Annotated in this window: 13 protein-coding genes and 1 tRNA gene; 4 read left to right on the forward strand and 10 right to left on the reverse strand. The window is 37.9% G+C overall.

The features are described 5' to 3' along the window. Window positions 1-61: 61 nt before the first annotated feature. Both BLW20_RS01595 and folP read right to left on the reverse strand, forming a co-directional pair. A complete protein-coding gene (locus tag BLW20_RS01595) occupies window positions 62-436 on the reverse strand; it encodes an ArsR/SmtB family transcription factor (RefSeq protein ID WP_087941489.1) in 375 nt (124 codons plus the stop codon). A 428-nt stretch (window positions 437-864) separates the two neighbouring features. After that, window positions 865-1,671, reverse strand: coding sequence for a dihydropteroate synthase (folP, locus tag BLW20_RS01600; RefSeq protein ID WP_091095662.1), 807 nt, complete (start codon window positions 1,669-1,671; stop codon window positions 865-867). A 510-nt stretch (window positions 1,672-2,181) separates the two neighbouring features. Between folP and erm(F) the strand changes: the two genes are divergently transcribed. Beyond that, complete coding sequence (gene erm(F), locus BLW20_RS01605) at window positions 2,182-2,982, forward strand: 23S rRNA (adenine(2058)-N(6))-methyltransferase Erm(F) (protein ID WP_091095664.1); 801 nt, start codon at window positions 2,182-2,184, stop codon at window positions 2,980-2,982. Between the two features lie 206 nt (window positions 2,983-3,188). On the opposite strand, the gene BLW20_RS01610 is transcribed toward erm(F), so the two are convergent. The 8 genes from BLW20_RS01610 to mobA form a co-directional block, all read right to left on the reverse strand. Beyond that, complete coding sequence (locus BLW20_RS01610) at window positions 3,189-3,653, reverse strand: GNAT family N-acetyltransferase (RefSeq protein WP_024568394.1); 465 nt, start codon at window positions 3,651-3,653, stop codon at window positions 3,189-3,191. 184 nt (window positions 3,654-3,837) lie between these two features. After that, complete coding sequence (locus tag BLW20_RS01615; protein ID WP_010257826.1) at window positions 3,838-4,701, reverse strand: AadS family aminoglycoside 6-adenylyltransferase; 864 nt, start codon at window positions 4,699-4,701, stop codon at window positions 3,838-3,840. A 175-nt stretch (window positions 4,702-4,876) separates the two neighbouring features. Further along, on the reverse strand, window positions 4,877-6,043 hold the full coding sequence (gene tet(X), locus BLW20_RS01620) for a tetracycline-inactivating monooxygenase Tet(X) (protein WP_091095665.1): 1,167 nt from the start codon (window positions 6,041-6,043) through the stop codon (window positions 4,877-4,879). Between the two features lie 247 nt (window positions 6,044-6,290). Beyond that, window positions 6,291-7,325 carry a site-specific tyrosine recombinase/integron integrase gene (gene xerA / locus BLW20_RS01625; RefSeq protein WP_091095667.1) on the reverse strand — a complete coding sequence of 345 codons (1,035 nt, stop codon included), beginning with the start codon at window positions 7,323-7,325 and terminating at the stop codon, window positions 6,291-6,293. A gap of 296 nt (window positions 7,326-7,621) precedes the next feature. Next, a tRNA-Arg gene (locus BLW20_RS01630) sits at window positions 7,622-7,699 on the reverse strand. A 294-nt stretch (window positions 7,700-7,993) separates the two neighbouring features. Beyond that, the gene (locus BLW20_RS01635) at window positions 7,994-8,368 is read right to left on the reverse strand and encodes an ArsR/SmtB family transcription factor (RefSeq protein ID WP_026728957.1); all 375 of its coding nucleotides are present in this window, start codon (window positions 8,366-8,368) and stop codon (window positions 7,994-7,996) included. Between the two features lie 128 nt (window positions 8,369-8,496). After that, window positions 8,497-9,777, reverse strand: a complete 1,281-nt coding sequence (mobB, locus tag BLW20_RS01640; protein WP_065719249.1) for a conjugal transfer protein MobB — start codon at window positions 9,775-9,777, stop codon at window positions 8,497-8,499. 8 nt (window positions 9,778-9,785) lie between these two features. After that, a complete protein-coding gene (gene mobA, locus BLW20_RS01645; RefSeq protein ID WP_084019006.1) occupies window positions 9,786-10,217 on the reverse strand; it encodes a conjugal transfer protein MobA in 432 nt (143 codons plus the stop codon). 700 nt (window positions 10,218-10,917) lie between these two features. On the opposite strand from mobA, the gene BLW20_RS01650 reads away from it, so the two are divergent. From BLW20_RS01650 to BLW20_RS01660, 3 genes are read left to right on the forward strand one after another with little or no spacing between them, the layout of a single operon-like run. Further along, window positions 10,918-11,685 carry a ParA family protein gene (locus tag BLW20_RS01650; protein WP_091095669.1) on the forward strand — a complete coding sequence of 256 codons (768 nt, stop codon included), beginning with the start codon at window positions 10,918-10,920 and terminating at the stop codon, window positions 11,683-11,685. 12 nt (window positions 11,686-11,697) lie between these two features. Further along, window positions 11,698-12,108, forward strand: a complete 411-nt coding sequence (locus BLW20_RS01655; protein ID WP_091095671.1) for a DUF3408 domain-containing protein — start codon at window positions 11,698-11,700, stop codon at window positions 12,106-12,108. Between the two features lie 2 nt (window positions 12,109-12,110). Further along, window positions 12,111-12,746, forward strand: coding sequence for a conjugal transfer protein TraD (locus BLW20_RS01660; protein WP_091095673.1), 636 nt, complete (start codon window positions 12,111-12,113; stop codon window positions 12,744-12,746). Window positions 12,747-12,768: the final 22 nt, after the last annotated feature.

Below are 12,768 nucleotides of genomic sequence, written 5' to 3' on the forward strand. Positions count from 1 at the left end.
CAACACAATGAAGCTGCAATTGCTGTTAAAAGTCCTGCTCCAATTAGTTTGTTGTCTGTTTTCATAATGTTTCCAAAATTTTGTTTTCGTCAAGTATTTTGAAAAACGGTTTCAGCATTTTTTCATACTCTTTTGTTAATGAGTAAAAAATGGTTTGAGCTTCTCTTTCTGTTTCAATGAGTTTTCTGTCTTTGAGTTTTCGCAAGTGTTGTGAAACCGCTGAAATTGTCATACCAAGAATATCGCTTATATCACAAACACAAAGTCGTTTTTCTTCATAGATCAGAAAGAGAATTTTCAGTCTTACGTTGTTTCCTGCCAATTCAAGTCCGTTTGATAAATAGTCAAATGAGCCGTTGAGTTCTGAAACTCTGTCTTTACAGCGATTTATTTGTTTAATGTCCGCTTGTTGTCGTATGCAAGAATTGTTGTCCATAGTACAAAGGTAGTCAATTTGCTTATTTAAGTAACTACTAAAATACGAAACATCAAAAAGAACCCGATTTGTCTGTCGGGTTGTGTCGTCATAGCCTTGCCACTAACGGGCCGGCGATAAAACAAGTTGCCGAAGGCAATTTGCCCGAAGGGCGTAGTGACCGAAGGGAACGAAGTTTTATTGCCTGTTGGGCGCTGTTAAATGGCGCGTAACCACAGCGTTTCTTTTCCCGGCCGATTCTCTTCTCTATTTGCATTGAGCGGCACTCATTAAGGGGAGTTGGTTGATTCTCTTTATTTTCAATTACCCCAATCTATTCCATCAAAACCAAGAGACCTTATTTTTCGCCTTTAAGAACTTAGTATTCCCAAGTTATAGATCAGCATAATAAAACCGTAATCCATCTTGAAATGGTTGTCAATTACAAATTAGCAATTTAACATCCCAAGCACTTTTAATGCGTCACTTAAAGCTCTTACATCATGCGTACGGATGTAATCCACACCCATATAGCTTATATAAATTTCAGCAGCCAGGGTCGCTGGCGTTCGCTCGTTGACTCCTCGCCCAACAATAGTTCCTAAAAAAGATTTCCGAGAAACCGAAACAAGAATTGGTAATTTAAAGTATTCTTTTAATCGAAAAATATTTTTCAAAACATATATTGACGTTTCTGGGTTAGAGCCTAAGAAGAAACCCATCCCTGGGTCTAAAATAATTCTTTCGGATGAAACGCCTGAATTTTGAAGTGAATTTATTCGTTGCGAAAAGAAATCAATTATTCCATTAAATATATTTTCGGGAACAGTTTCGATTACTTGGGCTTTCCCAAGCCGCTGTATGGAATGCATAACAATGAGTTTGCAATTAGATTCTGCCAATTCAGGATATAATTCTGCGTATGGAAACCCTTGAATGTCATTTAAATAGTGGACATTCTTTTTTAAAAAATATTTTTGAACTTCGGGTTTGAATGAATCAACAGAAACTGAAATATTTTGAGAATGCAATTTGTCGATGACATCATTTAAACGGATTATTTCCTCATGAGGCTTTACTTCTTTTGATTCAGGATTACTGGAAGCGGCTCCTACATCAATTATGTCAGCGCCATCCTTAACAAGTTGAAGTGATTTCTCTATAGCTTTATCATAATTTAAATAAAGGCCGCCATCTGAAAAGCTGTCTTCAGTAATGTTTACTACACCTAGTATTGTAGGCTTTTTTAATTTCATATGTTTTTTCACTTTAATTGCCTTTTCTATTCTGTTTTGTCTGTGGTTTTATTTCATATCTTTTTAATTTAATTCGCGGATTATTGTTTCCCTAAACTGTGCCGCTCGTCTTTTGTTTTTATATTTCTCGGCCGGGCTATTTATTTAACGCGCCATTTAATTGCGCCCAACGGGAAACGCATTGGCGAAGTGGCGGATAAATTGGACAAAAAGTTCAATTTAGCGAGAACGTAGCCGATGTGTTTCCACAGAGCTAACTTACAAATAAAAAGCGAATGTGGAACACATTCGGCGGAATAAAATGCAGAAACTTTCAATTTAGCACTTAACCTGCCATTTTGCCAATGCGATGTTATGTGAAGGAATTTTTAGTATCTTTGTATTCAAATAATTCACATTTTATGTATTTCAGCAAGCCTTGGTAATTAAAAATTAAAGTAAATTATTAAATCGTCTTTTTGAGACGGTTGCTATTTGGTACGTTAATTTTTAATTTAAAATAAGTTACTAATGACAAAAAAGAAATTGCCCGTTCGTTTTACGGGTCAGCACTTTACTATTGATAAAGTGCTAATAAAAGATGCAATAAGACAAGCAAATATAAGTAATCAGGATACGGTTTTAGATATTGGGGCAGGCAAGGGGTTTCTTACTGTTCATTTATTAAAAATCGCCAACAATGTTGTTGCTATTGAAAACGACACAGCTTTGGTTGAACATTTACGAAAATTATTTTCTGATGCCCGAAATGTTCAAGTTGTCGGTTGTGATTTTAGGAATTTTGCAGTTCCGAAATTTCCTTTCAAAGTGGTGTCAAATATTCCTTATGGCATTACTTCCGATATTTTCAAAATCCTGATGTTTGAGAGTCTTGGAAATTTTCTGGGAGGTTCCATTATCCTTCAGTTAGAACCTACACAAAAGTTATTTTCGAGGAAGCTTTACAATCCATATACCGTTTTCTATCATACTTTTTTTGATTTGAAACTTGTCTATGAGGTAGGTCCTGAAAGTTTCTTGCCACCGCCAACTGTCAAGTCGGCTTTGTTACGCATTAAAAGAAAACAGTCTTCTTTTGATGTTGAGCTTAAAGCCAAATATTTAGCGTTTATTTCCTGTCTTTTACGAAAGCCTGATTTAACTGTCAAAACAGCTTTGAAGTCTATTTTCAGAAAAAGTCAGGTCAGGTCGATTTCGGAAAAGTTCGGAATAAACCTGAATGTTCAAATTGTTTGTTTGTCGCCAAGTCAATGGGTAAACTGTTTTTTGGAAATGCTGGAAGTTGTCCCTGAAAAATTTCATCCTTCGTAGTTCAAAGTCGGGTGGTTGTCAAGATGATTTTTCTGGTTTGGTGTCGTCTTTTAAGCTGCCGCATAACGTTTTCGGGCTTTGCGTTCGGGCGGGTTTCGGAGCACAAAACTGTCAACCTGCACTGAACTTGAATAGAAGCACAAAGCTCCAAGTGATACGTCACCCCGCCTGACGCAAAACCCGTGTTAGCGGGTCGTTGTTCTTGTTTACTTTTCACTGTCAAGAGTTAATTTGTAATAGAAATGTCGCACTTTCTCTTCTTCTGTCGGATTTGTAAGACGGTAGAAATCAAGAGCATAATTGTCAACTTCATCTGCTTGCACAAAAACTTCTTCAAATCCCTTTTCTTTGAAATATTGATTTGTAAACGCTATTAACTTTCGCCCCACGCCTTTTCTTTGGTAATTCGTCAATACTGCAAGGTCATATATATAGGCTAATGGTTTATCTGAATAGTACTGGTCAAGCACATAAACTGTCAGCCCACCTATAACTTTGTTGTTTGCCCTAGCCGTAACTACATAAAAGGTTTCTTGGTTTAATAGTTTCTGTAAGTGCAATTCACTTGGCAAATTGAAATTTTTCATTTCAAATACATTTTCAAAAATAACTATTAAGTCCTTGAACTCTTTAATATTGTCAGATTGTAGTATTTGCAATTCTAAGTTCATACATTTCTCAGTTTTCTTTTTTAGAGATAGTCCTTTACAATGCCCGCATAACGTGCCGCGTATTGGCGATGGGCGGGATTTTTAGCACTGAACTTTAATCGAAGAACAGAAGTTGAATTTTGCACTTCCGTTGATACGAAGCCGTTCAGCCCGCCTATTGCCAATACGATGTTGTACGACGTAGTTATGTTTTGGGTTTTAGTCCAGCTAAATATTTTCGTATGTCATTTTCTAATTTATCCGGGTATTTGTACTCTAATTTTTTTGACAATTCAGTTCCTATTTCTGAAACTAAATCAGTCATTGAAAATAGAGCAGTCCAATTTTCCTTTATATTGCTCCCTGAAAATGTTTGTTCTGTTTTAGCCCACATTTCCTGGTTAAGATACTTTTTGAAAAGTCGTCCATATTTATTGGTCGTTATGTTCCAATTGTGTTCACTTGCAATGTGCCATTCAATTAAAGGAATTAAATATTCTGTGCGAATAACGGTTTCCGACATAAATTTCGCATAGAATATTTCATCTCTCACAAGACACTTTGCCACGTAAGTTGTGTCCCACCAAAAATCGTTTATTAGATTTTGAAACTCTTTTTCAGACGGTTTTTTGATAATGGAAATTTGATAAGTTGGTTTCAGCATTTGCTTTGTAATACCATCTTTATCAATTAAAATTTTATAACCAATATCCCAATCTTCTGGTAATTCTTTCTCTTGCGTTTCCTTTATAAATTTTGATTTGCTGTAAAGTTTAAAATCTACTTTCACACCGTCTTCATAAAGTAGCATTTTCATTGCGTGTTTATGGTTAAAACAACTTTCGTCTTCTTCAATCATAGCAATTGGATTTCCGAATTTAAGCGTCCAGCTTTTGTCTGAAATGTAATTTGTATTATCCTCAAAAACAAATTCAATGTCTAAATCACTAAATTCGTCAACAAGTGCTAAAGGATTTACAAGTGAACTTGTCAGAAGAAGAACTCTTACATCTTCGTTTTTCTCCGACCATTCTATAATTGTTCTTAACTTTTCTTCTCTGACTTTCATTTTGTTTGGTTCGGTTTTACTATGTCGTACAACGGTTGGCAAATTGGCGATGGAGCCGACTTTTAGCACAAATGTTGAATAGAATTACTAATCTTCAACATTGCACAAAAGTTCAATAGAAGTACTTCACCGGCTCTATTGCCAATTTGTTTGTTATGTGCCGTTTTATTCCATTTTATACATTTAACAATTGCTGAAACGTAAAGTCGGGTTTAAACATTTCAATTTCGTTTTGAGTTGATTCTTCTTGTGCTTCTCTTCCATAAGCAAACATTTGCTGTTCATAATTTTCAATAGCCTCTTCAATGCTGTTAAATTTCCCATTGGTCAGATTATCCGACAATATCAAGGCATCCATCAACCCACTGTTTACGCCTTGTCCTGCAAAAGGAGGCATCAAATGAGCAGCATCTCCAATCATCGTTATGGGTAATGGACGCTTACTTTTCCAAGACTTATCTAAGGGAAATATTCGTGTCGCTAACCCTACAAAAGATGATGTCAAACGAATCAGTTCTTTGTAGCGTTCGTCCCAATCGGAAAATTTTTTCAGGAGAAAATCAACGACACTATTTCTGTCTTGAAAATCTACCCGCGTTTTGCTTTTCCATTCATCAGGTGTTTTAAAACTTATTCCAAAATGCAATGCACCATTATTATTAGGATTCGCAAATAATAAATTACCTTGATGAGCAGCCATTAGCCGGTTTCCATTGCAAAGCTGAAAAAATCCAGGACAGTTCACCTCCGGTTGATGAATATCGGCTTGTATATTGAAAGTACCTGTTTCTTCAACTTCCGTGTCGGTAACAAATTTTCTTACTTTAGACATTCCACCATTGGCAATAATAACCAGATCTGCTGTTTCACTCGATTTATCCTCAAAAGTTAGTATCCACTTCTCCTTATCAGGTTCAAGGGTAACAAGTTTTCTATCCCAAATGACGGTATCATTTTGTAAACTATTTAATAGGATAGTCCTTAAGTCATTTCTGTTTATTTCAGGATTGTCAAAACGATTTTCGGGTCTTACATTTTTTGTGGATAAAATATTGCCTTTTTCATCAGCAATATTTACACCCATTGGTAAGGCTAAGTCATAATAAGTTTGTAACAATCCCGCTTTTTTCATTGCTTCCTGACCTGAACCTTTGTGTAGGTCAAGGGTTCCACCAAAAATCCTTGCATCTTGGTCTTTGTCTCTCTCGTAAACTGAAACGTCTATGCCGTTTTGCTGTAATAATTTTGCCATAGTCAGTCCAACGGGTCCACCACCAATTATTGCAACGTTCTTATCACTAAGTAAATTCATTTGTTTGTCTGTATCTATTCGCATTGTCATTCAAAAATGGCACATAATGGCTCGGCGACTTGGCGAAGTAGCGAAGCTGTATCGAAGATACAAAAGCGGAGCTATTTAGCCAAGTCGCTTGTTGTAAGCAGTCCGCGAAGCGGCGGCTTACGGCAAGCGACGTAAGTCGCCGAGCCATTGTTAGCAAGGAGCGCAGCGGATTGCTAACAACTCATTTATATATGCGACAAAAATACGCAAATATTCCATAAATGGCTGGCTTGGTGTAGTTTTTTTATCACAAATCATCAAACGGACTTTTGATATTTTGCAAACTTTTAGTGCTTACGTGGGTATAAATTTCGGTGGTTTTACTACTGTTGTGTCCTAAAAGTTCTTGAATAAAACGCAAGTCCGTTCCACTTTCCAATAAGTGCGTAGCGTAGCTGTGTCGCAACCAATGCAAACTTACAGGCTTTTTAATGTTTGATTTTTGCAAGGCTTGTTTCAATACACTTTGCAGGCTTTCGGCAGTGTATTGTTCGCCTTTTTGTTGTCCTTCAAATAACCAAACTGTTGGTTTGTACGCTTTGTAATATTGTCTCAAAAGTTCTATTATTTTTTCCGAAATAGGTGCAATGCGGTCTTTCTTGCCTTTGGCTTGTTTTATCAATAAAATTCCACGTTTGCTGTCTATATCGGTCGGTTTTAAATTCAAAAGTTCGCTTCTTCGTAGTCCACAAGCGTAAATCAAACTCAGCATTGCTCTGTGTTTTATGTTGCCGTGTGCTTCTAAAATGACTTTTATTTCTTCTTTGCTCAAAACATTGGGTAAGGTTTTGGGCTTTTTGGGGCGGTGTATTTGTTCAATGTTTAACTTTCTGTTTTGCACCGTTTGAAAAAACAATTTTACGGCATTTACCATTTGGTTTTGGTACGAAGCCGACAGTTTGTTTTTCAAAATATACTCGTTGTTGAAAATGATGATGTCGTTATTTTCAATATCGTATAACGCTTTTTCAGAAAAGAATTTTAGAAAAACCCGAATAGCATCAACATAAGTTTTTATGGTGCTTTCGCTGTATCGTTTGCTACGCAACCATTTTACAAAATTTTCTATTTGTTGTTCTGTTTCGGCTGACAACCTTTTTTCGAGCGGAAGTTTAAATTTTAGACGGTATTCTTCCTTGTCGGGCAAATGCCACACTTTGAGCGTGCTGCTCCATTTTGCACCGTCTAATTTTCTAAAACGGGCAATCAGTTCCTTTTTCTTTTCAAAAGAAACGGCAATGCGTTTTTGACCTCTGTGAGTGATGAGTTTTGCAGTGTACATATATTTCTTTCAAATTTAAAGAAAAAGATGAATCCATTGCTTTAGTATTTAAATGGACGGATGAATTGGAGAAAAAAATATCTTTCCTTTCAAATGTTCTCGAATGGTATAAAAACAGTGGGTTACAGGAAAAAAGGAAATACTGGGCTCGATTTTTACTGGAAAATTCTCTTTTCAAAATAATGAAGTTAGAACACCCGAATTAGATGCTATGTTCGCAATGATTCTTAGATATACAGGGCGATTCGTGGAAAAGAAAACGGGACAAACTCACTATGAAAGGAGTTTGTCCCGTTTGGTGATTCCGTTTGGATTCGATCCAAAGACCTACTGCTTAGAAGGCAGTTGCTCTATCCAGCTGAGCTACGGGAACCGCTCTCGCAAGTTTTACGAAGTAAACTTGTGAGCGGCATCCTGAAGTCTCTGACTTCATCATACCAAACAAACACATAATTGCAATACAAAAAAAATGAGCAACGCATATAAATCCTCGCTGTTCGGGATGTTAGAGCAGCGCATTCCGAACTATGAATAGTTTAGGATTTGTAATCCTATACCATTTCCCCAATTACTTTTTATCTCTTTTAAAAAGACATATAAACTTGTTAATAGATAAAAAACTATTATGGTTCTCTCTTTCCTCCATAAAATGTCATATTTGTCTGTTTTCATAATGTTTCTAATATTTTGTTTTCGTCAAGTATTTTGAAAAACGGTTTCAGCATTTTTTCATACTCTTTTGTCAACGAGTAAAAAATGGTTTGTGCTTCTCGTTCGGTTTCAATAAGTTTTCTGTCTTTGAGTTTTCTCAAGTGTTGTGAAACCGCTGAAATTGTCATACCAAGAATATCACTTATATCACAAACACAAAGTCGTTTTTCTTCATAAAGTAGAAAGAGTATTTTCAGTCTTACATTGTTTCCCGCTAATTCAAGTCCGTTCGATAAATAGTCAAAAGAACCGTTGAGTTCTGAAACTCGGTCTTTACAGCGGTTTATTTGTTTAATGTCTGCTTGTTGTCGTATGCAAGAATTATTGTCCATAGCACAAAGATAGTCAATTTGTTTATTTAAGCAATTACTTAAATACAACTCAAATTCTTTCAGAATTATAAAGTGACAGCTCAATAAATCTTTTTAAAAACAGATTTTTAATTCCAAAATCTGACCTCTTACAGTCTTCTTTTTTTTTTCTTCTTCATTTTGTTAGCAAAATCCTGTTCCTCGTAATCATCGCCCTGTGCTTCGGGTAACAAACCGCCAAATGCCTCAATCAAACCGTCTTCGTGTTTTTCAGTAGTATTCAGGAAGTCGAACAAGTGATGAGGTTCTTCCGCAGGAAGATCTGCATCATTTGATGTGGATGTTTTTGGAAGTTGTACGACAGGTTCTTTAATCTCCGGTTTGATATTATTGTTCCAATAATCATTAAAGGTATTGGCAGAAAGTTCCTTTGCTAAGCGTGAACCGTTCCAAACCGCCTTTGAATTGTGGTCTATGAAAGTGATACCATAAATACGACCTGTATCGTTCCGGCGGACCACTACATTAATGCCCTGTTCACTCAACTGCTTTTTAAAAGCCTGCTCATCATTTGTGGATTTCAGAGCAATAGAAATTGCAGCTTTTAGGGTCTGCTTACTTGGGTGGTCTTTTAAATCCTCTTTGCATTTTGCAAAATGCAGTTCCAAAGCCGGAAGCCCTGCATTTTTACCAAACAACGAAGCCTTGAACGGATGCCCGGCTCTTTCGCCTTTCTCGTTTAAAGGAATATATAATAAGCCTTGCCGCATTTTTCCCTGCAATTCGCCCTCCACTTTTTCGGTGGTAACATTAAACAGGGAAAGCAAGGCATTGTATTCGCCCAAAGTCTGAAACTTATAATAATTCGGTAGGTGGCGGACAACCGAAGCGATTTGGCTTTTCACATCGCCTGCCCGATAATCTACCGGACGGAAAATCTTGTCGTTCTGCTTGTGTTCTTTATCGGTTGCGGGTATCAAGCCATGTTGTCTTTCCAGTTCACGGCACACATTCATAGACCGCATTTTCTCGAATTTGTCCGAAATCTTTTTGCCCTGCTCGTCCACGCAAACCGATACAATGTGTATATGGCTGCGGTCGATATCGGTATGTTTGAATACCACAAAAGGCTGTTCGCCGTAGCCCATTTCCCGCATATATTCTTCCGCCATTTGCCGAAACCTGTCATCGCTAACCTTATCTTTCGGGTCGGGATTGAGCGAAATATGCAACGTATGCTTTTCCGTATTGCGGTTGGCAATCAGGTAAGGTGCAAAAGATTGTGCTAATTGTGCAACAGTATATGCTCCAGTTGGCGTTTCGATTATCTTATTTGCGAACAGAATTTTCCCGTTTTCATTCTCTACTTTGAGCTGATTGTACGCCAATGCACCGTATAAATTCCCGCTTCTGCCAATCTTTGCTATCATCTGTACTGCTATTTTTTCAGGTTCTTTGCTTCAAATTCTTCGGTTATCTGAATGATTTTTTGGCATAGCATCGCCATTTCAGCCGTTTGTTTTTCCAATTTGTACAGGAACGCTGCGGCTTTTTTCTCCGAAAAATTCTTGTACAACAGCTTTACAATCTGGTTATAGTTTACACCTATGGAGCGGAACTGGCTGTGAAAAGAGGTCAGCCGCATATAAAAATCAACCGTTCCCTTGTCAATCTGAATGGTTTTTATGGTCTTGTCAAAGATGCAGGACGTTATGAAATGAGCCTTTACCTGCATACCTGATTTATCAAACAGGGCAAGAAAATGGGCGTGTTCCTGCTCGTTAAAGGAAATCGTATAGCGGATGGTCGCCGGGTCTTCTTTGGGGCGACGTCCGGTCTTTTTCAATTGCTTTTTGTTGTTATCGTTCATCACTAATCCATTTTAAAATCCATACAAAACCCTGACTTTGGAAGGTGTTTTCTGCCCCCTGCAAAGGGCAAGTTGTTTTGAGCATCGGAAATCATTCCGAGATGCTCAAAACACAACTTGCCGTGTTCCGGTGAACACAAAAATCCGCACTTCGTGACGGATTAAATGTAACAGGGAAAAACGGCCCGATGCCGTCCTGTTTCGTGTCCATTTTGTCAAGATGCCTTTGCATAAATCCGTTAATATAATTCATCACACAAAGTAAAGACCTGCTTACAAGAGTATTGCAATGCAATACCCGGACAAACACTGCCTTTGAACGCCAAACAGTGCCACACTTCAATCAGCAGGTCTTTCATTCACTTTATTTGCCATATTGTTTTAGAGCAGGGAGTAAAAAATGTATTAAAACAGGGAAGAAATCAGGATTAGTGTGCAGGTAGTTTGGAATAAAAGCATAAAGTTTTAAAAACGTAAAACTATAAAAGTGTAAAAGCATAAAAGCGGTAAAGCATTTTGCCATTTGAGAAGTTTACCATTTACCAAAAAACATATCCAACAAGGCTGTAAGAAAAGCAAAAAAATATACAGGCGTATTCCTGACAAACAATGCAGAAAAATGGGAACAATGTAATATTCAAAAGCAGGAATATTCAAACCTGCAAAGCAAGTAAAACGTGTAACAATAAATTTTTAAATAATGGAAACAAAGAAAAAAACCTTAAAAATCAGCTTCTCCACGCAAAAGGGCGGTGTAGGAAAATCGACAATGACCACCTTGCTGGCAAGTGTGCTCCACTACCGGTTAGGTTTTAACGTCTTGGTATTGGATTGCGACTTTCCGCAGCATAGCCTGACCAATATGCGTGAACGGGATAAGAAGACCTTAATGCAAAATGAATATCATAAAAAGGCGGCAATGAAGCAGTTTCAAACCATTAACAAAAAGGCATATCCGATTATCAAAAGCAAAGCCGAATATGCTTTAGAAAAAGCATCGGAATATGTAAGCCAATCGGCTATTGTACCGGATGTTATTTTCTTTGATCTGCCCGGAACCGCCAATACCAAAGGGGTACTAACCACTTTGAAAATGATGGATTTTATCTTTTCGCCCATAACCGCCGACCGTTTGGTCGTGGAAAGTACATTGGGCTTTACCAAAGCCTTTCTTGAACTCCCGAAAACCATTGAGGGTAATGATGAGCAAGAGTTATGGCTGTTCTGGAACCAAGTGGACGGAAGGGAAAAAACAGGCTTGTATGAGGCTTATCAAAGTGTTATCAAACAACTCAGCCTACCCATAATGGAAACAAGAATAATGGACAGCAAGCGTTTCCGAAAAGAAACAGACGATACCGAAAACTATGTATTTAGATCCAGCTTGCTGCCCGCCGAAACACAATTGCTGAAAGCCACAAAAATGGATTTGTTTATCGAGGAATTTTTAAAAATCACGCAGCTATAAAAGTGATGAACTATGAGTACTGAAAATAAGAATAACGATTTTAAAAAGCCTGATGTTGATGAGGATTATTTGATGAACATCATCAGTGGCGATGAGCCAGTTGCTTTGACTAAAAACAATCAGCAACCGGAATCACCAAAGGAAACGAAGCCCAAACCTAAAGAGAAACCCCGAAGCAGTTCATCAAAAAAAGCGGACTACGAGGAAACATTTCTGGTCAATCGGTTCCCATCCGGTCGTAGTGGCAAGGTCGTTTACATTCGTCCGGAATACCACGAACGGTTGCTCCGCATTGTACAATTGACAAGGGAGGAAAAAACAACCCTCTATTCCTACATTGACAATATCCTTGAACACCACTTCAGGGAGTTTGGCGATGATATTACAAATTATTTCAACGAACGTTTTAAACCCATTTTGTAGCTATGGAAATACTAATCGTGATATGCCTGCTGATAGTCATAGCCCTGCTTTTGCAGGACAAGATTGTAATTAAGAAACGGTCGGAGCAAAAGCCAAAACAGGAAAAAGTCAATCCGAACCTGCCCGATATTATGGGGCAGCCCAAACCTGTAATGCGACTTTCGCAGCCAAACACTGCCAATGAACGCCAAATTCAGGAACCAGAGATAAACCCCGCTAATTTAGACATCGAATACGACGAAAATGAAGACGTAGGTATTCAGGTTCCGCAGGAAGAGCTGGACGAAGTTTTCAGTAATATGCCTGATTTTGAGGAAGAGGAAGAAGAATGGAACAGGTACGGAACATCCGGTGGCGATGACGGTTTTGCCCAAGGGGTTACCTTTGAAGAACTAAACTCCGTGGGGGTGTTGCTCCAAAAAGAAAAACTGGAAACAGACCAAAAGGAAACAACGGTAGCCATAGTTCAAAGATTACAGGGAACCGAATTATTCAGCCTGCTGGAAAATTCCATTGAGGGTGCTTCCCGAAAAATTGCCGAGCTTTTGGACAGCACACTCTCTACTGAAACAGAAGCCGGTTCTTCCAATTTGCGGAAAAATGATTTTGAAAACTTTGACATTGGGGAGTTTGTGTGAGGGTTCTTTCTCGTGTTTACAT

It is taken from the genome of Paenimyroides marinum, assembly GCF_900108395.1.
Classification (GTDB): Bacteria; Bacteroidota; Bacteroidia; order Flavobacteriales; family Flavobacteriaceae; genus Flavobacterium; species Flavobacterium marinum.

Bases quoted from the DNA above. Each gene is read 5' to 3' on its own strand.
- BLW20_RS01650 (WP_091095669.1), top strand. From the start codon at position 10,918: ATGGAAACAAAGAAAAAAACCTTAAAAATCAGCTTCTCCACGCAAAAG.
- BLW20_RS01610 (WP_024568394.1), bottom strand. From the start codon at position 3,653: ATGAACTTAGAATTGCAAATACTACAATCTGACAATATTAAAGAGTTC.
- BLW20_RS01615 (WP_010257826.1), bottom strand. From the start codon at position 4,701: ATGAAAGTCAGAGAAGAAAAGTTAAGAACAATTATAGAATGGTCGGAG.
- mobA (WP_084019006.1), bottom strand. From the start codon at position 10,217: ATGAACGATAACAACAAAAAGCAATTGAAAAAGACCGGACGTCGCCCC.
- xerA (WP_091095667.1), bottom strand. From the start codon at position 7,325: ATGTACACTGCAAAACTCATCACTCACAGAGGTCAAAAACGCATTGCC.
- BLW20_RS01635 (WP_026728957.1), bottom strand. From the start codon at position 8,368: ATGGACAATAATTCTTGCATACGACAACAAGCAGACATTAAACAAATA.
- folP (WP_091095662.1), bottom strand. From the start codon at position 1,671: ATGAAATTAAAAAAGCCTACAATACTAGGTGTAGTAAACATTACTGAA.
- BLW20_RS01655 (WP_091095671.1), top strand. From the start codon at position 11,698: ATGAGTACTGAAAATAAGAATAACGATTTTAAAAAGCCTGATGTTGAT.
- BLW20_RS01660 (WP_091095673.1), top strand. From the start codon at position 12,111: ATGGAAATACTAATCGTGATATGCCTGCTGATAGTCATAGCCCTGCTT.
- BLW20_RS01595 (WP_087941489.1), bottom strand. From the start codon at position 436: ATGGACAACAATTCTTGCATACGACAACAAGCGGACATTAAACAAATA.
- mobB (WP_065719249.1), bottom strand. From the start codon at position 9,777: ATGATAGCAAAGATTGGCAGAAGCGGGAATTTATACGGTGCATTGGCG.